We start from the raw sequence: 18,091 nt of genomic DNA on the forward strand, positions 1-18,091 counted from the left end.
TATAACGCACAAAAATAAAGGCTCAGTATTATTAAGCCTATAAGCGCAGCGGCAAATAAATATATCATTTGAAATTTCCGCGACTATTCCGTGAAATGATAATCACCATAAGAAACCAATTATCTCGCCGCGCTTATTTTCATTCGAAATAGCGGTATGTATTTTTTTGTCATTTATATGGATGGGAAGCGGTATTTATAAAATATAAAAAGCGCGCCACATCGCACCGGGTATTCCTCCGCTACCTTATGCTCACCCTGGCTTTCAGGTATTTCATTTAACGAGGTTTATCATGGTGCAGCAATCAGCAGTGCTGGATAAAGTGACGCCTGCCCAGGACCGACTGACGGTCCGGGAGAAATTAGGTTTCGGATTTGGTGATGCGGCCTGCAATATGAGCTGGGGGCCGGTAACCATGTTTTTAACCTGGTTTTATACCGATATATTTGGCTTAAACGCCGCGCTTATCGCCACGATGTTTTTAGTGGTACGGCTGCTCGATGCGTTTATTGATCCGGTCATCGGCGCGCTGGCGGACCGTTACCCGACCCGCCACGGCCGTTTTCGCCCGTGGATCCTCTACGGCTGCGTGCCCTTTTGCGCCATCTGTATTTTTGCGTTTTATACGCCGGATTTAAGCACCGGCGCGAAAGAGATTTACGCCTTCGTCACCTATTTACTGCTCTCGGTACTTTACAGCACCGTGAATATTCCTTACTGCTCGCTTGGCAGCGTGATCACCGCGAACCCGGTAGACCGCGTGGCCTGCCAGTCCTATCGCTTCACCATGGCTAACAGCGCCGTGCTGCTCTGCTCTCTGACGTTGCTGCCGCTGGTGGATTATCTCGGCGGCGGCAACCAGCAAAAAGGCTTTTTTATTACCAACGCGATGTTCTCGGTTATCGGCCTGTGCCTGTTTTTACTCTGCTTTTTTAATACCCGCGAACGCATTATGCCGCAGCGCGAAAAGCAGGAAAATATCGTGCGTAATTTCCGCTCGGCCTTTAAAAATGACCAGTGGCTGATGGTCGTCGCCGGGATGTTTATTGGCTGTATTCCGGCGTTCGTCTGTGGCGGCGCGACTATCTATTTCACCAAATATTTAATGCATCTCGATAACACCATGACGACGCTGTTTATCAGTATTGGCGTGGTCGCCTGCGTGCTCGGTAATCTCGCGACGAGTTTCGTCACCCGTTATATTTGCAAAGTGAAACTGTATATCGCGGTGGGTTTTATTACGGCCGCCATTTCCGTCGTGATTTATTTTGTCGACCCGCAAAATGTGATGCTGATCTTTATTCTGAATACGCTGCGCGCGTGGATTGGCGCGATTACCGTTCCGGTATTCTGGTCGTTTATCGCCGATGCCGACGATTATGGCGAATGGAAACTCAAAAAACGCATGTCCGGTATTTATGCCTCCGGCAACCTGTTTGCGCTGAAAGTGAGCCTCGCCATCGGCGGTGCCATTACCGCGCTGGTGCTTTCCGCCACGCATTATGTTCCTGAAGCCGCCGTGCAGGCACCCGCGACACAGCAGGCCATTATGATGCTGATTACTTTTATTCCGGCCATCGGCGGCGTACTGACCTCCACCATTTTCCTGTTTTATAAGCTCGACAAAAAGACGATGCAGAAAATTCAGGATGACCTGAGCGTCGGCAAATATGCCAGCGATGCCGCCCTTCGTTAATAAGGAGACGTTATGACCACGCTTTCATTTACGCTCGACCCGCAGAACGTGATTTCCGCCATCGACCCGCGCCTGTTTGGCTCGTTCATTGAACATCTGGGCCGCGCGGTCTATACCGGCGTCTATGAGCCTGAGCATCCGCTCGCGGATGAGGACGGGTTTCGTAAGGACGTGATTGATCTCGTCAAAGGGCTGCACGTCACCACGGTGCGCTACCCCGGCGGCAATTATGTCTCCGGCTTTAACTGGCGCGACAGCATCGGCCCGAAAGCAGAGCGCCCGGTGCGCCTCGATTACGCCTGGATAAGTAAAGAGACCAACCAGTTTGGCATTGATGAGTTTGCCCGCTGGTGCGAAAAAACCGGCGTCGAGCCGATGATCGCCGTGAACCTTGGCACCGGCACGCCGCAGGAGGCGGGCTATTTCGCCGAGTACTGCAACCACCCCGGCGGCACGACACTCAGCGATTTGCGCATTCAGCATGGACGTCGCGAACCGTATAACTTTCGCCTGTGGTGTCTTGGCAATGAGATGGACGGGCCGTGGCAGACCGGCCAGATGAACGCCCGCGAGTATGCACACAAGGCGCGCGAAACCGCGAAAATCCTGCGCTGTATCGACCCTAAAGCGCAGCTGGTGGCGTGCGGCAGCTCCAGCTCGGCGATGACGACCTTCCCGGAGTGGGATCGCATCGTGCTGGAGGAGCTGTACGATTACGTCGATTTTATCTCCTGTCATCAGTATTACGAGAACGAAGGCAGCGAGACCGATTTTCTCGCCTCGTTCGTCAATATGGATAATTTCATCGAAACCATCGTCAGCACCGCCAATTACGCCAAAGCGGTGCGGCGCAGTAATAAAGAGATGATGATCTCCTTTGACGAGTGGAACGTCTGGTATCTGCGCGGCGATCCGTGGGACGCGCCGATGAAAGATCCGGCGAACCGCTTCCGTGAGGCCCCGCCGCTGCTGGAAGACCGCTACTCGTTCCTCGACGCGCTGGTGATGGGCGGCCTGCTCTGCTCGCTGCTGAACCACGCCGACCGGGTGAAAATGGCGAGCCTGGCGCAGTTGGTGAACGTGATTGCGCCGATTTTCACCGAGCCTGGCAAAGGCGCGCTCTGCCAGACGCTTTACTGGCCGTTTGAGATGGTCGCGAGCGTCAGCGACGGCGTGGTGTTGCGCCACCAGCTGCCCGTGCCAACTTTTGCGAGCAAATATGGCGACGCCCGCAGCGTTCAGTCGTCAGTGGTGTATAACGAGGCACGCGGCGAAATTTATCTATTCGCCGTGAACTGCGATTTCACTACCGCTTATGAGCTTGATATCAACCTGCCCGCCTTCAGCGACTGCCGTCTGAAAGAGCACAGCGTGCTGCGCAGCGACGATCTGTACGCGAAAAACACTTTCGACGATCCGAACCGCGTGCGCCCGGAGATTATCGATTACCCGCACGGCAGCCTGCGTGAGAACACGCTCACGCTCGCGCCGCTGACCTGGAACCGTATCACGCTGTCGGTCCCCCGCGCGTAAAGGAGAACGCCCCGCGCGTACGGAATAAAACCTCTGACAGGTCCGCACCGCCGTTTACGAACGGCGGTAAGGCCGCCTTATGCCCAAAAACTGACAACAATAAGAGAGACACGATGAAAAAGATGATGGTACTGCCCTGTGTGTTCAGCCTGCTTGCACCCTGTGCGATGGCGGAAATAAAAGTGAATACGCCGCAGGGCGATCTGAAATTCTACGGCGATGTGGAGTTTAACGTCGATGCGGCGAGCCGCACCGGGCAGCTTACGTCGTTGCGCACCTCTGACGATAAAGACTGGAAACCGGGCGACCATGAAAAATGGGATGTCAACGGCCGTATTCTTTTGGGCGTGGATGGTTACCGCGAGAAAAACGGCAATTTCGCAGGCTTCACGGTGCAGCCGCTCGCGGATCTGTCGGGGCATACCAATCTTGATGACGCGGCGTTTTACTTCGGTCAGCCGCAGGCCTGGAAAATCAAGGTCGGTCGTTTTGAAGCCTACGACATGTTCCCGCTCAATCAGGACACCTTTATTCAGTATTCCGGCAACACCGCGAACGATATTTACGGCGACGGCTTCGGCTACGTCTACATGATGAAAGAGGGCCGCGGGCGCAGCAGCAACGGCGGCGCGGTGCAGTTCAGCGGCGAATACGGCAACTGGTATTTCGAGCTGAACAATATGGTGAAAGACGGCACCACGCTGTTTGCCGACGACACCTATCACGGCAACGCGCTGGAGAATAAAAAGAACGTTATCTATATGCGCCCGGTGGTTGCGTGGCGCGACGACCACTTCTCCGCCGCCGTGGCGATGGAAACCAACGTGGTGAGCAACGCTTACGGCTATAACGACGCCCAGGGGCGTTTTCAGGATCAGTCAGACCGCACCGGCTATGGCGCGACCTTCACATGGAACAGCCTGAAGAACGATCCGGACGACGGTACGGTGATTAACATCAATACCGCGTATATGGATGCCGATGACGAAACCGACTTCAGCGCCGGGGCCAACGTGCTGTGGCGTCATCTGGAACTTGGTTATATCTACGCGCACAACAATATTGATGACTTCAATATGTCGAGCGTCGGTGAAGAAGACGGCCAGCTGAAATACCCCGGCAAATATGACATTCACACCGTGCATCTCTCCTACGGTTTCACCAACGTGATGGATATGGACAACTTCAATATCTATCTCGGCGCTTACTGGTCGCAGCTCTCGCTTAAAGAGAGCGACTACGATAACGAAGGCGATAAAGACCGCTACGGCGCACGCGTGCGCTTTAAATATTTCTTCTGATGCCCTCGCCCCTTCGCGCCCGCGGAGGGGCCAAATATATTTTCCGCATTTAGATAGCGATTTTTGTTGGTTCTCATCCCCGACGCCCTGCGTTTTTATAACGTCGACAGACAGTTAATAATAACGGACGATAAGGGACATTCACCATGCACTTTTCCATTACCGCGCGCGGCGTGGCGCTCGGCCTCGCGTTTGGTCTGATCAATACGGCAAGCGCCGCGCCGGTGAAAGGCGGCACGCTGATTTATCTGGAGCAGCAGGCGCACACGACGCTCTACCCGCCCGCAGGGGGTTTTTACCCCAACGGCGGCATCCTGAACCAGATAACCGATAAGCTCACCTGGCAGAACCCGAAAACGCTGGAAATAGAGCCGTGGATAGCGCAGTCCTGGAGCAGCAACGCGGATAAAACCGAATACACCTTTAAAATCCGTCCCGGCGTGACGTTCTCTGACGGCACGCCGCTTGACGCCACAGCCGTAGCGAAAAATTTCGATACCTACGGGCTTGGCAATAAGGCGCAGCGCCTGCCGGTTTCCGAGGTGATTAACAACTACCAGCGCAGCGAAGTCATCGATCCGCTGACCGTGAAGTTTTACTTCAGCAAACCCTCGCCCGGCTTTTTACAGGGCACCTCGGCGATTGGCTCCGGGCTGGTGTCGCTCAGTACGCTCGCGCGCAATCTTGATGAGCTTGGCGACGCGCGCCATATCATCGGCTCCGGCCCGTTTGTGGTGCAGAGCGAGACGCTGGGCCGCGAGGTGAATCTTATCGCGCGCAAGGATTACCGGTGGGGGCCGCAGAACAGCACGCAGCAAGGCCCGGCGAATCTCGACGGCATTAAGATTGTGGTGACGCCCGAAGACAGCGTGCGCATCGGCGCGCTGCTGGCAGGCCAGGCGGACGCCATTCGCCAGGTACAGGCGTATGATGAAAAACAGGCGGCGGATCAGCAGTTCCCCATCTATGCCGCGCCGACCCGTGGCGTCAATGACAGCATCGCCTTTCGCCCCGCCAACCCGCTGGTGGCTGACCTGAAAGTGCGCCAGGCGCTGCTTCACGCGACCAACGCGCGCCAGATTGTCGATACCCTCTTTTCACCGAACTATCCGGTCGCTACTTCTGTGGTGGCGAAAAGCGCGCCTGGCTATCGCGATTTAAGCGCCAGACTGACCTTTGACCCGGCGCTTGCGAACCGTCTGCTGGACGAAGCGGGCTGGCAAAAAGGTGCGAACGGGATTCGAACCAAAGCGGGACAGCCGCTGAGCCTGACCGTCTATGAATCGCTGCCGCAGCCGCAGAATAAAGAGGTGCTGCAACTGGTGGCGCAGCAGTGGAAACAAGTGGGCGTGCAGCTCAACGTGCGCGCGGGCGACGCGGGCACCAAAGCGCAGGACAGCCTCGATCCGGCCAAAACGCCGGTTAACGTGGTGGAAGTGGGCCGCGCCGATCCGGACGTTATCAAAAGCCAGTTCCACCCGTTAAACCGCGACGCGCTGCTGCAAAAAGGCGGCCTGAGCCAGAAAACCGATTTTATCGACGACAAGCTTAATACGCTGCTCACCACCATCGCCTCGGAGGTTGACCCGCAAAAACGTCTCGCGGCAGCGGGCGACGCGCAGGCGTATCTCATCGATAACGCCTACATCATTCCGATCTTTGAAGAGCCGCAGGTCTACGCCGCCGCGCCGTGGGTGAAAAACCTCACGTTTGAAGCGGTAGGCCGTCCGAGCTTTTACGGCGTCTGGCTGGAGAAACACTGATGGACGGGCGTTATCTCGGCGCGCGCGTCGGTCAGGCGCTGCTGGTGCTGTGGGCGAGCTTTACCGTCTCGTTTGTGCTGCTGCAACTGCTGCCGGGCGATGCGATCGCCATTAAGTTTCAGAACCCGGAACTGGGGTTAAACGCCGCCCAGATAGCGCAGATGCGCACCGCCTACGGTGCGGACGCGCCGCTGTGGCGGCAATATCTGGAAAGCCTCGGCGGTGCGGTGCGTGGTGATTTCGGCTTTTCCCTTCAGGCGGGCGTCCCTGTGAGCGCCCTGCTCGCCGCCAGCCTCCCCGCCACGCTACGCCTCGCCGCGCTCGGGTTTACGCTGGCGCTGGTTATCGCCGTCCTGCTCGCCGCGCTCTCCACGCTGAGCTATGGTCGCGCGCTGCGTCGGGCGTTCGCGGCGCTGCCGTCGCTGTTTGTCGCGGTGCCGACGTTCTGGCTCGGGATTACGCTTATTCAGCTTTTTTCTTTCCAGTGGCGGCTGATCCCGGTGATTAATCCGGGCTTCTGGGAGGGGCTGATACTGCCGGTGATGACGCTTGCGGTGCCCATCAGCGCCCCGCTGGCGCAACTGTTGATTCGCAATATTGACGTCGTGATGCACCAGCCGTTTGTCACCGTCGCGCGCGCCAAAGGCGCCAGCCACCGCGGCGTGCTGTGGCGTCACGTGGCGCGCAACGCCCTGCTGCCGGTGCTGACCGTCGCGGGCCTGCTGCTGGGTGAACTTATCGCCGGCGCGCTGGTGACTGAAACCGTGTTTGGCTTAAACGGGCTGGGGCAACTGACCCGCGACGCGGTGAATAATCAGGATCTGGCGGTGTTACAGGCGATTGTGCTGGTGGCGGCGTTTGGGTTTGTTCTCATCAACCTGCTGGTGGATCTGCTCTATCCGCTGCTCGATCCCCGGCTGTCACTGTCGCGGAGGGCCGCCTGATGACCACACTTGATCTCTCACACATCCGGGCGCGCCGCACGCGCTTTCTGCGCCGCCCGGATCTGCCGCCAGGGCTGGCGCTCACCTGGCTCACGCTTTTGCTGGCCGCGCTGTGGGCGCTCTTTCCGTCCCTCTTTACCGCATTTGATCCGCTTACCGGCACGCCGGGCGCGCAGCGTCTGCCGCCGGGAGCCGAACACTGGCTCGGCACCGATCAACTGGGGCGCGATCTTTACGCCCGGCTGGTCTGGGGCGCGTCGCATACGCTCAGCGGCGCGCTGGTGGCTGTCGCGCTGGGGCTTGGCGCAGGCACGCTCTATGGCGTCGTAGCCGGTGCCGCGGGCGGGCGCACCGAGCAATGGCTGATGCGACTGGTGGATGTGCTGCTCGCGATCCCCGGCCTGCTGCTGGCGCTGTGCGTCATTATCCTGCTCGGTTTTGGCACGGTGAACGCCGCGCTGGCGGTGGGCGTCACCTCGGTGGCGAGCTTTGCGCGTCTTGCCCGCGCCGAAGTCGTCCGCGTGCGGCATACCGATTATGTCGAGGCGGCGATCGCCTGCGGCGGCACGTTCTTCAGCACGCTGTGGCGACATATCCTGCCCAATTCGCTGACCTCGGTGCTGGCCTTCGCGGCGCTCCAGTTTGGCAACGCCATTCTTGCGCTTTCCACGCTGAGCTTTCTCGGTTACGGCACGCCGCCGCCCACGCCGGAATGGGGGCTGCTCATTGCCGAAGGGCGCAACTATCTCTCAACCGCCTGGTGGCTCACCACCTTCCCCGGCCTTGCGGCCATCGCCGTGGTGCTGGCCGCCAATACCCTCAGCCACTATTACACCCGGAGAGCATGATGAGCGAACCTGTACTGGACGTGCGCAATCTGAGCCTCGGCTGGCGTCACGGGCGCGACGTGCGCCGCGTGGTTCATAACGTCTCTTTTTCCGTCGCTCCCGGCGAAGTGCTGGCGATTGTCGGCGAATCCGGCTCCGGCAAGACGACGCTCGCGCAGACGATTATCGGGCTTGCGGGCGAAAACGGCGTCTGGCTGGGCGGGGATATCCGCCTGAACGGCGAAGCGATTACCCACGCGAGTGAGAGGCGGATGAACGCGCTGCGCGGCAAAGTTATCAGCCTGGTGCCGCAGGACCCCGGCAGTTCGCTGAACCCGGTGAAAACCATCGGCGATCAGGTCGCAGAGGTGTTAGCGCTTCACACCGGGCTTAGCCGACGCGCGCGTGACGCGGAAGTGGCGGCGCTGCTTGCACGCGTCGGGCTGAGCGAACCGGCGCTGCGGGCGAAACAGTATCCGCACCAGCTCTCCGGCGGCATGAAACAGCGGGTGCTGATCGCCATTGCGCTGGCGCTGAAGCCTGCGCTTATCATCGCCGATGAGCCCACCAGCGCGCTGGATGTGACGGTGCAGGCGCGCATTCTCGATCTGCTGGATGAACTGCGTCGCGACGCCGGTACCGCCGTGCTGTTTATCACGCACGATCTGGCGCTCGCCGCCTCGCGTGCCGACCGGCTGCTGGTATTTCGCCACGGTGAGATCCAGGAGCTGGGGAGTGCCGCGCAAATTACCCACGCGCCGCGCGCGGCCTATACCCGGCAGCTCTTTGCCGACGCCCCGGCGTTCGCCGACGGCTTTCGCCCACGCCCGGCGCGAAATGGCCCGCCGGCTGCGGAGATCCGCGCGCTGACGCAGCGTTTTACGCTCGGCGGCGGCCATACGCTGACCGCGCTGGACGCGGTAAACCTGACGCTGGAGCGCGGCATGACCCATGCGCTGGTGGGCGAATCCGGCAGCGGCAAAACCACGCTGGCGCGCATTTTGCTCGGTTTTCAGACGCCTGTCAGCGGCACGGTGACAGTTGATGGCAACGAGTACGGCACGCTCAGCCGCGAGGCACGCCGCCCGCTGCGCCAGACGATTCAGATGGTGTGGCAGAACCCGTTTTCGTCGCTCGACCCGCGCCAGAGTCTGTTTTCCATCATTGAGGAGCCGCTTCGCAACTTTACCCGCCTCTCCCGCGCCGAGCGGCGCGAGAAGGTGTATGACATGGCCGCGCGCGTGGCGCTGGCTCCTGCGCTACTGGCGCATAAGCCGCATCAGCTCTCCGGCGGACAGCGTCAGCGCGTCGCGATTGCGCGGGCGCTCATCCCCGGCCCGCAAATCGTCATTCTTGATGAGGCGACGTCAGCGCTGGATGTCACCGTGCAGGCGCAGATCCTGTCGCTGCTTGAAACCCTGCAGGATGAGCTTGGCCTCACCTACCTGTTTATCTCCCACGATCTGGCGACCGTGCGCCGCTTCGCGCATCAGGTCTCGGTGCTGCGCGCCGGAAAGCTTGTGGAGCATGGCGATGTCGCCACGGTCTTCCGCGCGCCGCAAAACGACTACACGCGCCAGTTGCTTAACGCCATTCCGGCGCCCCGCCCGTTGAATAAGGATGTCGCATGACCCAAAAACGCTTAGGTTTTTTCACCCGCCTGCTGGACCGCGTCAGCGCCGCCGAGCGCTACCGCCTCGCCACCGAGCAAATCCTGCACGCCGAGCACAGCGGCTTTGACACCGCCTGGGTGGCGCAGCATCACTTTCATGAAGCGGAAGGCGGGCTGCCCTCGCCGCTGCTGTTTTTAGCGCACGTGGCGGCGCAGACCCGGCGCATCCGGCTCGGTACGGGGATCATTACGCTGCCGATGGAATCACCGCTGCGCGTGGCGGAAGACGCCGCCGTGCTGGATCTGCTTAGCGGCGGGCGCGTGGAGCTGGGGCTGGGCTCCGGCGGCACGCCCTCCTCGTTCCCGCCGTTCGGGCTGCAAAGCGAGGAACGCGGCGAGGCGTATGGGCGTCATCTGGCGTTGTTGCGCGCGGCGCTGAACGATGAGCCGCTGGCGGGCACCGATAATCATCTCTACCCGGCGGCGCGCGGGTTGCGCCTGCGGCTCTGGCAGGCGACGTTTTCAGTGGATGGCGGCGCGCGTGCCGGACGCGCCGGTGACGGCCTGATGCTGTCACGCACCCAGCCACGCCCGGCGGGCGAGCCGGATATGCCGCTGGACGCGCTGCAAAACCCGATTATCGACGCTTATCTCGATGCGCTGCCCGCAGGCGTTGCGCCGCGCATTATGGCCTCGCGCACCGCGTTTGTGACGGATAACAGTGACGACGCCCGCCGCTTCGCGCAAACCGGGCTGGCGGCCCAGGCCGCCCAGTTCCGCGCGCAGGGCCACCGGCTTACGGGCGAGACGCTGGAAGATTATATCGCCGCGTTCGATGTGCATCTCGGCACGCCGCGGGAAACGCTCGCCACGCTGTCGCGCGATACGGCGCTCGCACGCGCCACCGATCTGTCGTTCCAGGTGCATTCCATCGATCCGCCGCACCCGTTTATCTTGCGCTCCATCTCACTGCTGGCGCAGCAGGTGGCCCCCGCGCTTGGCTGGAAACAGGCCGCACCTGGCGCTGATGTCTCCACCCTTAACCCGATCAAGGAAACCTTATGACCCGCTCGTCCGATCTTCTCGATACGCTCGCGGATATCGCCCCCGGCTCCCCGCTGGCGCTGGCGCGCGCCACCCGCGACGCCGCCACGTTAAATATTGCCCGCAGCCGCGAGGCGCTGTTTAACGGCGCAAGCGATCTCACCCGTGCCGAGCGCCTGCATCTCGCCCGCGAGGTGGCGCGCTGGCATGAGGATGAGGCGCTGTCTGCGCACTATTCGGCGTTGCTGCAAGACGAACCGGCACCGCCCGCGCGTCTCTCCGTCGCGCTCGGCCATGCGGAGATCCTCACGTTTCATCCGGTGCAGGCGACCGCGCAGGAAATCGCGGCGCTGACGGAAGCCGGATTCAGCGAAGAAGCCATTGTGACACTCGCGCAGGTGGTGGCGTTTGTGAGCTTCGAGAGCCGACTGCTGCGCGGCTACCGGTTGATTAACGGCGGGCGCGTGCCGGGCGAAACCGCCATTCCGCCCGCGGGCCGCTGGCATACCGCGCCCACCACGCAGAGTGGACAACCTGCACCCACCGCCTTCACGCAGGATGAGCTGGGCTGGGAGCCGTGGCTTGCACCGAAACCGTTCGCCGCCTTCAGCCCGGATGAGCAGGAGACGCTGCGCCGATTCGGGCATCAGGATTCCGGGTATTTCCGCCTGCTGGCACGTAACCTGCCCGCGCTGGAGGCACGGACGCTCACGGACAAAGGGATTTTCTACACCCCTGGCGGGCTGGCGCGGGCGGAGCGCGAGCTGGCGGCGGCGGTCGCGAGCAAAGTGAATGGCTGCATTTACTGCGCCTCGGTCCATGCCCGTAAGGCAAGCCAGCTCTCAAAAGATAATGATGCGGTGCAGCGCTTGCTGGAGGTGACGCCGGGCGGGAGCCTGAGCGCCGGGCAGTCGGCGCGCTGGCAGGCGATTATCGATTTCAGCGCGGCGCTGTCGGCCACCCCCGCCACGGCAGGTGCTGCGCACGTGGCCGCGCTGCGTGAGCAGGCGTTGACCGACCTGGAACTGCTGGATCTGGTGCAGGCCACCGCGTTTTTCGCCTGGGCCAACCGGCTGATGCTGACGCTCGGCGAGCCCTTTATACCGGCCTGACCTGACGCCGGGCGCGTGTGTGCCCGGCTACGGCGCGTTAAACGGGCTGTGGTGGTTCAGCACAGCGTCAATCACCTGCAGCGCGCCGCTCTGGTTGTTGGAGCCGGTCGCATAACGCGCGGTCTCTTTCACTTCGGCCGCCGCGTTATCCATCGCAAAGGAATACTTCACCAGACGCAGCATTTCGAGGTCATTGGCGCTGTCGCCCACCGCCACGCAGGCCTCCGGCGTGATGTTCCAGCGCGCCATCAGGCGCTCCAGGCCGCTCGCTTTGTGCGATCCGGGGATAATCAGATCGACAAAACCGTAGCCGCTGGTGACCGGCTTAACGACGCCTTCGAGTTCGTTATGGAGGCTCTCAATCAGCGCCGGGATCTGGTCATCCGGCAGGTTAAGCGAGAATTTGAAAATGACGTCGTCGATATCGAGCAGGTTCTCCACCGGCTTAAGGCGGTGATAGTGCTTTGACATCAGGCTGATGAACGCCTCCGGCGCGCCCGCCTGGTAATACGCGCTCGCAAGCCCGCAGACCACATAATTGAAATCGCCCTGTTCCGAGAGCGTTTTCACCACCTGGTGATACTGCTCGCGGGTCAGCTCGCCGTGATGAATGCGCTCGCCGTGGTCATAGACCAGCGCGCCGTTTTCGGCCACAAACGCTATCTCGTCTTTGATCTCCGGGAAGAACGAGATGAGCTGGTAATACTGGTTACCGCTCGCCACCACGAATTTAATGCCTTGCTGCTTCAGCGCCGCATACTGCGTTGTAAACCTTTCTTTATCGTACTGTTTGTTATCGTTAAGAAAGGTGCCGTCCATATCTACTGCGATGAGCTGAATTTTCATACTGCCTCATTGAGTCATTACCACATAAGCGGCTCATGCTATCACTGTTTCATGCAGATTCCATATGAGTAAAGGCCTAATCATTTTCATATGAAACCTTCAGGTTTGTGCGAAACGTCGCTGTTTAAAGATAGCGGAACCGCAGCGCGGCAGGTGGAAGGCGTGATGAAGAGTAACCGGGCGATTTCGCCCGGTGCGGATTAGCGGCTGCGTTTGGCGTGGCGTTCCCAGTTCTCCTGCTTTGCCTCAGCGGATTTTTTCAGCGCCACATAGCAGGCCCCGCTGCCGCCGTGGTGGGCGAGCGCGGTGCAAAACGCCTGCACGTCATCAAGCTCGGTCAGCCAGCGCGCCAGATAGCTGCGAATGACATTGGCGTGGGAGTTATCTTCACGGCCCTTGCCGTGGATGATAAGCAGATTACGCAACCCGTCGCGTTTCGCCTGGTGGATGAACGTAAAGAGCCTCTGGCGGCACTGCTCCACCGGCTGGCGCAGGAGGTTGAGGCTCGCCTGCTGGGGATATTTACCGAGCCGCAGTTTATCCAGCACGCCCTGCTGGAGCCCCTCGCGGCGAAACTCCAGCGGCTCATCGCGCGGGATGAGATCCAGAAAACCGGTGGTCAGCGGGTTGTCGAGTTGTAAGGTGTCGACTCGCGGCACGAGACGCGGCGCTTTCGGTTTCAGGCACGGCGCGACGTTGGCGTTTTTCAGGGGTTTGACATCTTCCATGGCGTCAAGAAAGAGTGATTTGTCGTCAGGGTTCACGGTCAATCCTCCGGGACTTCGTCAGGGCGCACACTATAGCCTCCCTTTCAGGATGGCTCAATGTGTGGCGCTGTGCGCACTATTTTCTGTTGTGGTTTTTCATCCAGAGATAGCGAGACGATAAACGTTAAAGAATACGGCAGGCTTTTCGCGCTGCGGTGATGAACATTGTCTGGCGGGATCACATTATTCAGTTTCACTAATCGTTGGTGTTAAATATATGTGAATGAAATCACCCCTTCGCTGTGACAATATGCGTTTCAGTTGCTATAAATTCTTTATCCGCATGTTAAGGAATAATAATCGCGGTAACAAAGCCTGGACGCGCTGCTGTGTGTACTGTGGGGCCTGAATATGATGTCTTCAGGCTCTATTTTTTTATTTTCCAGAAAAAAGAGAGGCCGCTTTCTTTTTTCCGGAAATGTGGCGGCGTAGCGCAACGGTTTTTTACTTTCCGGTCCAGAATGACATCAGCACGCCGTTTACCGGCTGCTTCGGGCAAGGGAATGCCCGCTATTCCCCCTTCTCCGCTCCCCCTGTGGCGGTATGGCGAGCCGCTGAGCGCCATGCTATGTTGACGCCTCAAAAGGAGACCGCGAATGCTGACATTACTGGAAGATAAAATCGAGACGCCGTTAGGCCCGCTGTGGGTTATCGCTGATGAACAGTCGCGCCTGCGCGCGGTGGAATGGGAAGAACACAGCGACCGTATGGAGCAGTTGCTCGCCATTCACTATCGTCAGGAGGGCTTTCGTCGCGTGGGTTGCGTCAACCCCGGCGGGCTCTCAGACGCGCTTCGCGCGTGGTTTGCAGGCGATCTCGCGGTGATTGATTCACTGCCGACCGCCACGGCTGGCACGCCGTTTCAGCGTGAAGTCTGGCAGATGTTGCGCACCATTCCATGCGGCCAGGTGATGCATTATGGCGAGATGGCAGAGCGCTTAGGACGTCCGGGCGCGGCACGCGCGGTGGGTGCCGCGAACGGCTCGAACCCCATTAGCATTGTGGTGCCATGCCATCGCGTTATCGGCCGTAACGGCACATTAACCGGCTATGCGGGTGGCGTGGCGCGCAAGGAGTGGTTATTGCGTCATGAAGGTTATTTGCTGATTTAATTCACACTGTAAAATAATATTTTCTGGAATTTATTAAATACGCCGTAATTCAGATGGATGGCAGTAAACGTCAGATTTAGACCAGGATCTTTTCTTTGTTTGCGCATTAGCCGGATTTACCTGTACGGTCAAAATATGTTAAAATTGACTAATATCAATTAAGGCTTGAGCGAACTTATGATCCCGGAAAAGCGAATTATACGACGCATTCAGTCTGGCGGTTGTGCCATCCATTGCCAGGATTGCAGTATCAGTCAGTTGTGTATCCCTTTTACCCTGAATGAGCATGAGCTTGATCAGCTCGATAATATTATCGAGCGCAAAAAGCCCATCCAGAAAGGGCAAACGCTCTTTAAAGCGGGCGATGAATTAAAATCGCTGTACGCTATCCGCTCCGGCACGATCAAGAGCTATACCATCACCGAACAGGGCGACGAGCAGATCACCGGCTTTCACCTGGCAGGCGATCTGGTGGGTTTTGATGCTATCGGCACCGCGCATCACCCAAGCTTCGCTCAGGCGCTGGAAACCTCTATGGTCTGCGAAATCCCGTTCGAGACGTTAGACGATCTCTCCGGCAAAATGCCGAGCCTGCGCCAGCAGATGATGCGTCTGATGAGCGGCGAGATCAAAGGCGACCAGGATATGATCCTGTTGCTGTCGAAAAAGAACGCCGAGGAGCGCCTCGCGGCCTTTATCTATAACCTGTCGCGCCGTTTCGCCGAACGTGGTTTCTCACCGCGCGAATTCCGCCTGACGATGACCCGTGGCGATATCGGCAACTATCTCGGTCTGACCGTGGAAACCATTAGTCGTCTGCTCGGTCGTTTCCAGAAGAGCGGCATGCTGGCGGTAAAAGGCAAATATATCACTATCGAAAACCATGAAATCCTGGCAGAACTGGCCGGACAATCCCGCAACGTGGCATAAGTTTTTCCTCTCCCGCCGGATCGTTAAATTTTCGTGATTTATTGATCCGGCTGGGAATTCTCTCCTGTTTCATTCACATCATATGGGTTACTCTTAAATGACAAACTGTGGGTAAGCAGTTGTAAGGAGACCCTGTATGGCAAGGTATCAAAACATGCTGGTGGCCATCGACCCCAATCAGGATGACCAACCGGCTTTACGGCGAGCAGTTTATCTACACCAGCGAATCGGCGGGCGTATCAAAGCCTTTCTGCCGATTTATGACTTTTCCTACGAAATGACCACTCTGCTCTCTCCTGATGAGCGCACCGCCATGCGTCAGGGCGTTATCAGCCAGCGCACCGCGTGGATACGCGAGCAGGCGAAATATTATTTAGAAGCGGGCGTGCCCATCGATATCAAAGTGGTCTGGCATAACCGCCCCTTCGAAGCCATCATTCAGGAAGTGATCAGCGGCGGTCACGATCTGCTGCTGAAAATGGCGCACCAGCACGACCGTCTGGAATCGGTGATTTTCACACCGACCGACTGGCACCTGCTGCGTAAATGCCCCTGCCCGGTCTGGATGGTGAAAGACCAGCCGTGGCCGGAAGGCGGTAAAGCCGTGGTGGCGGTGAATCTCGCGAGCGAAGAACCTTACCACACGGGCCTGAACGAAAAGCTGGTGCGTGAAACGCTGCACCTGGCCGAACAGGTTAACCATACCGAAGTGCATCTGGTGGGCGCTTATCCGGCAACGCCGATTAACATCGCCATCGAACTTCCCGATTTTGACCCGAGCGTTTACAACGACGCCATTCGCGGCCAGCATCTGCTGGCGATGAAAGCCCTGCGCCAGAAATTCGGCATCGGCGAGCGCGTCACGCATGTTGAAAAAGGGCTGCCGGAAGAAGTCATCCCGGATCTCGCGGAGCATTTACAGGCCGGGATTGTGGTGCTGGGCACCATCGGGCGCACCGGGATTTCTGCGGCGTTTCTCGGCAACACTGCCGAGCAGGTGATTGATCATCTGCGCTGTGACCTGCTGGTGATTAAGCCGGACGATTTCCAGAGCACAGTGGAGCTCGATGATGAAGAGGACGATGACGACTGAGGTCTCATATTGCCAGAAGAAAACCCGCCGCCCGGCGGGTTTTTTATTGCCACAACGCACCCAACAGGCGAAAAAAAACCGCCAGCGAGCTGGCGGCTTTAGAGATACACGCGAATTACAGCGCTTTCAGAATGGCGTCGACGCTCGCTTTGGCATCGCCAAACAGCATCTGCGTGTTCTCTTTAAAGAACAGCGGGTTCTGCACGCCGGCATAACCGGTGTTCATGGAGCGTTTGAAGACCACCACGTTCTGCGCCTTCCACACTTCCAGCACCGGCATACCCGCGATGGGGCTTTTTGGATCGTCCTGCGCCGCCGGGTTGACGGTGTCGTTCGCGCCAATCACCAGCACCGTGTCGGTATCGCTGAAATCATCGTTGATCTCATCCATCTCCAGCACGATGTCATAAGGCACTTTCGCCTCGGCCAGCAGCACGTTCATATGACCTGGCAGACGCCCCGCCACCGGGTGAATACCGAAACGCACCTTGATGCCGCGCGCGCGCAGTTTCTCGGTGATTTCCGCCACCGGATACTGCGCCTGCGCTACCGCCATACCGTAGCCCGGCGTGATAATGACGGACGTTGAGTTTTTCAGCATTTCTGCCGTCTCTTCCGCCGTGATTTCGCGGTGCTCGCCCACTTCGTCGCTTTCACCGGTTGAAGATCCGTCAGTGCCGAAGCCTCCGGCAATCACGCTGATAAACGAGCGGTTCATCGCCTTACACATGATGTACGAGAGAATCGCACCCGACGAGCCCACCAGCGCGCCGGTAACGATCAGCAGATCGTTACTCAGCATAAAGCCCGCCGCCGCCGCCGCCCAGCCGGAATAGGAGTTCAGCATGGAAACCACCACCGGCATATCCGCGCCGCCGATAGACGCCACCAGATGCCAGCCGAACGCCAGCGCGATAATCGTCATGACAAACAGCGCAAAGCCCTGCGTGCCGGCGCTCTCGGTCTGCACGAAAATCAGCAGCAGAATGAAAGAGACCACCAGCGCCGCCAGGTTCAGCTTGTGACGGTTCGGCAGCATCAGCGGTTTAGAAGAGATCTTGCCGCGCAGCTTGCCAAACGCCACCACCGAGCCGGTGAACGTTACCGCACCGATGAAAATGCCGAGGAAAACTTCGGTCAGATGAATATTGACCAGCACCGGCGCGAGGCCCGGCTCGTGGTGCAGGTAGCTGTTAAAGCCCACCAGCACCGCCGCGAGGCCGACAAAGCTGTGCAGAATAGCGACCAGCTCCGGCATTTCGGTCATTTCGACACGTTTAGCAAGGCGAATACCGATAGCCCCACCGATCGCCATCGCGATGATTATCCAGCCCACGTTACTGGCGTATGGCCCAAAAATGGTGGCGATCAGCGCAATCGCCATCCCCGCGATGCCGAACAGGTTGCCCTGCCGTGACGTCTCGTGCTTTGAAAGCCCCGCCAGGCTGAAAATAAAGAGAATTGCGGCGACGATGTACGCAGCCGTAACTAATCCTCCAGACATAACTTAC

At 58.9% G+C, this 18,091-nt stretch carries 15 protein-coding genes; 12 read left to right on the top strand and 3 right to left on the bottom strand.

The window, feature by feature from the left end; genetic code table 11:
- Nucleotides 1-292 precede the first annotated feature (292 nt).
- The 9 genes from G6041_RS05785 (at nt 293) to G6041_RS05825 (ending at nt 11,832) form a co-directional block, all read left to right on the top strand.
- Entirely contained in the window at nt 293-1,696 is a 1,404-nt protein-coding gene (locus G6041_RS05785; protein WP_012124869.1) for a glycoside-pentoside-hexuronide (GPH):cation symporter, read from the top strand.
- A 12-nt stretch (nt 1,697-1,708) separates the two neighbouring features.
- Nucleotides 1,709-3,229, top strand: a complete 1,521-nt coding sequence (gene arfA, locus G6041_RS05790; protein WP_012124870.1) for an arabinosylfuranosidase ArfA — start codon at nt 1,709-1,711, stop codon at nt 3,227-3,229.
- A gap of 113 nt (nt 3,230-3,342) precedes the next feature.
- A complete protein-coding gene (locus G6041_RS05795) occupies nt 3,343-4,530 on the top strand; it encodes a carbohydrate porin (RefSeq protein WP_012124871.1) in 1,188 nt (395 codons plus the stop codon).
- A 146-nt stretch (nt 4,531-4,676) separates the two neighbouring features.
- Nucleotides 4,677-6,293: a TIGR04028 family ABC transporter substrate-binding protein gene (locus tag G6041_RS05800; RefSeq protein WP_054628630.1), complete on the top strand. Its 1,617-nt coding sequence runs from the start codon at nt 4,677-4,679 to the stop codon at nt 6,291-6,293.
- Entirely contained in the window at nt 6,293-7,237 is a 945-nt protein-coding gene (locus tag G6041_RS05805) for an ABC transporter permease (protein WP_012124873.1), read from the top strand. The genes G6041_RS05800 and G6041_RS05805 overlap by 1 nt, the downstream gene beginning before the upstream one ends.
- Nucleotides 7,237-8,085 carry an ABC transporter permease gene (locus G6041_RS05810; protein WP_012124874.1) on the top strand — a complete coding sequence of 283 codons (849 nt, stop codon included), beginning with the start codon at nt 7,237-7,239 and terminating at the stop codon, nt 8,083-8,085. Before G6041_RS05805 ends, G6041_RS05810 begins: the two co-directional genes overlap by 1 nt.
- Nucleotides 8,085-9,695 carry a dipeptide ABC transporter ATP-binding protein gene (locus tag G6041_RS05815; protein WP_054628631.1) on the top strand — a complete coding sequence of 537 codons (1,611 nt, stop codon included), beginning with the start codon at nt 8,085-8,087 and terminating at the stop codon, nt 9,693-9,695. Before G6041_RS05810 ends, G6041_RS05815 begins: the two co-directional genes overlap by 1 nt.
- On the top strand, nt 9,692-10,741 hold the full coding sequence (locus G6041_RS05820) for a putative FMN-dependent luciferase-like monooxygenase (protein ID WP_012124876.1): 1,050 nt from the start codon (nt 9,692-9,694) through the stop codon (nt 10,739-10,741). Before G6041_RS05815 ends, G6041_RS05820 begins: the two co-directional genes overlap by 4 nt.
- Nucleotides 10,738-11,832 (top strand): alkylhydroperoxidase domain protein, encoded by a 1,095-nt coding sequence (locus G6041_RS05825; RefSeq protein WP_012124877.1) that lies wholly within the window; start codon nt 10,738-10,740, stop codon nt 11,830-11,832. The genes G6041_RS05820 and G6041_RS05825 overlap by 4 nt, the downstream gene beginning before the upstream one ends.
- A gap of 27 nt (nt 11,833-11,859) precedes the next feature.
- Here G6041_RS05825 and G6041_RS05830 read toward each other — a convergent pair whose 3' ends face one another.
- Together G6041_RS05830 and smrA are read right to left on the bottom strand one after the other, a co-directional pair.
- Entirely contained in the window at nt 11,860-12,678 is an 819-nt protein-coding gene (locus tag G6041_RS05830; protein ID WP_012124878.1) for a Cof-type HAD-IIB family hydrolase, read from the bottom strand.
- Nucleotides 12,679-12,878: 200 nt separating this feature from the next.
- Nucleotides 12,879-13,442, bottom strand: a complete 564-nt coding sequence (gene smrA / locus G6041_RS05835; RefSeq protein WP_012124879.1) for a DNA endonuclease SmrA — start codon at nt 13,440-13,442, stop codon at nt 12,879-12,881.
- A gap of 599 nt (nt 13,443-14,041) precedes the next feature.
- Here smrA and ogt point away from each other — a divergent pair.
- From ogt to uspE, 3 genes are all read left to right on the top strand, one after another.
- A complete protein-coding gene (gene ogt / locus G6041_RS05840) occupies nt 14,042-14,557 on the top strand; it encodes a methylated-DNA--[protein]-cysteine S-methyltransferase (RefSeq protein ID WP_004385864.1) in 516 nt (171 codons plus the stop codon).
- A gap of 177 nt (nt 14,558-14,734) precedes the next feature.
- Entirely contained in the window at nt 14,735-15,487 is a 753-nt protein-coding gene (gene fnr / locus G6041_RS05845; RefSeq protein ID WP_004385865.1) for a fumarate/nitrate reduction transcriptional regulator Fnr, read from the top strand.
- Nucleotides 15,488-15,623: 136 nt separating this feature from the next.
- On the top strand, nt 15,624-16,580 hold the full coding sequence (gene uspE / locus G6041_RS05850; protein ID WP_007793150.1) for a universal stress protein UspE: 957 nt from the start codon (nt 15,624-15,626) through the stop codon (nt 16,578-16,580).
- A gap of 115 nt (nt 16,581-16,695) precedes the next feature.
- Here the strand turns inward: uspE and pntB are convergent, their stop codons facing one another.
- Nucleotides 16,696-18,084, bottom strand: a complete 1,389-nt coding sequence (pntB, locus tag G6041_RS05855) for a Re/Si-specific NAD(P)(+) transhydrogenase subunit beta (protein WP_004385867.1) — start codon at nt 18,082-18,084, stop codon at nt 16,696-16,698.
- Between the last annotated feature and the right edge of the window lie 7 nt (nt 18,085-18,091).

Origin of the sequence: Cronobacter sp. HA18003, assembly GCF_011605905.1 — a bacterium.
Lineage (GTDB): Bacteria > Pseudomonadota > Gammaproteobacteria > Enterobacterales > Enterobacteriaceae > Cronobacter > Cronobacter sakazakii.

Coding starts and splice junctions, on each gene's coding strand:
- uspE (WP_007793150.1), top strand. CDS start 15,624: ATGGCAAGGTATCAAAACATGCTGGTGGCCATCGACCCCAATCAGGAT.
- G6041_RS05830 (WP_012124878.1), bottom strand. CDS start 12,678: ATGAAAATTCAGCTCATCGCAGTAGATATGGACGGCACCTTTCTTAAC.
- G6041_RS05825 (WP_012124877.1), top strand. CDS start 10,738: ATGACCCGCTCGTCCGATCTTCTCGATACGCTCGCGGATATCGCCCCC.
- G6041_RS05795 (WP_012124871.1), top strand. CDS start 3,343: ATGAAAAAGATGATGGTACTGCCCTGTGTGTTCAGCCTGCTTGCACCC.
- G6041_RS05785 (WP_012124869.1), top strand. CDS start 293: ATGGTGCAGCAATCAGCAGTGCTGGATAAAGTGACGCCTGCCCAGGAC.
- pntB (WP_004385867.1), bottom strand. CDS start 18,084: ATGTCTGGAGGATTAGTTACGGCTGCGTACATCGTCGCCGCAATTCTC.
- fnr (WP_004385865.1), top strand. CDS start 14,735: ATGATCCCGGAAAAGCGAATTATACGACGCATTCAGTCTGGCGGTTGT.
- G6041_RS05800 (WP_054628630.1), top strand. CDS start 4,677: ATGCACTTTTCCATTACCGCGCGCGGCGTGGCGCTCGGCCTCGCGTTT.
- G6041_RS05805 (WP_012124873.1), top strand. CDS start 6,293: ATGGACGGGCGTTATCTCGGCGCGCGCGTCGGTCAGGCGCTGCTGGTG.
- G6041_RS05820 (WP_012124876.1), top strand. CDS start 9,692: ATGACCCAAAAACGCTTAGGTTTTTTCACCCGCCTGCTGGACCGCGTC.
- G6041_RS05810 (WP_012124874.1), top strand. CDS start 7,237: ATGACCACACTTGATCTCTCACACATCCGGGCGCGCCGCACGCGCTTT.
- arfA (WP_012124870.1), top strand. CDS start 1,709: ATGACCACGCTTTCATTTACGCTCGACCCGCAGAACGTGATTTCCGCC.
- G6041_RS05815 (WP_054628631.1), top strand. CDS start 8,085: ATGAGCGAACCTGTACTGGACGTGCGCAATCTGAGCCTCGGCTGGCGT.
- ogt (WP_004385864.1), top strand. CDS start 14,042: ATGCTGACATTACTGGAAGATAAAATCGAGACGCCGTTAGGCCCGCTG.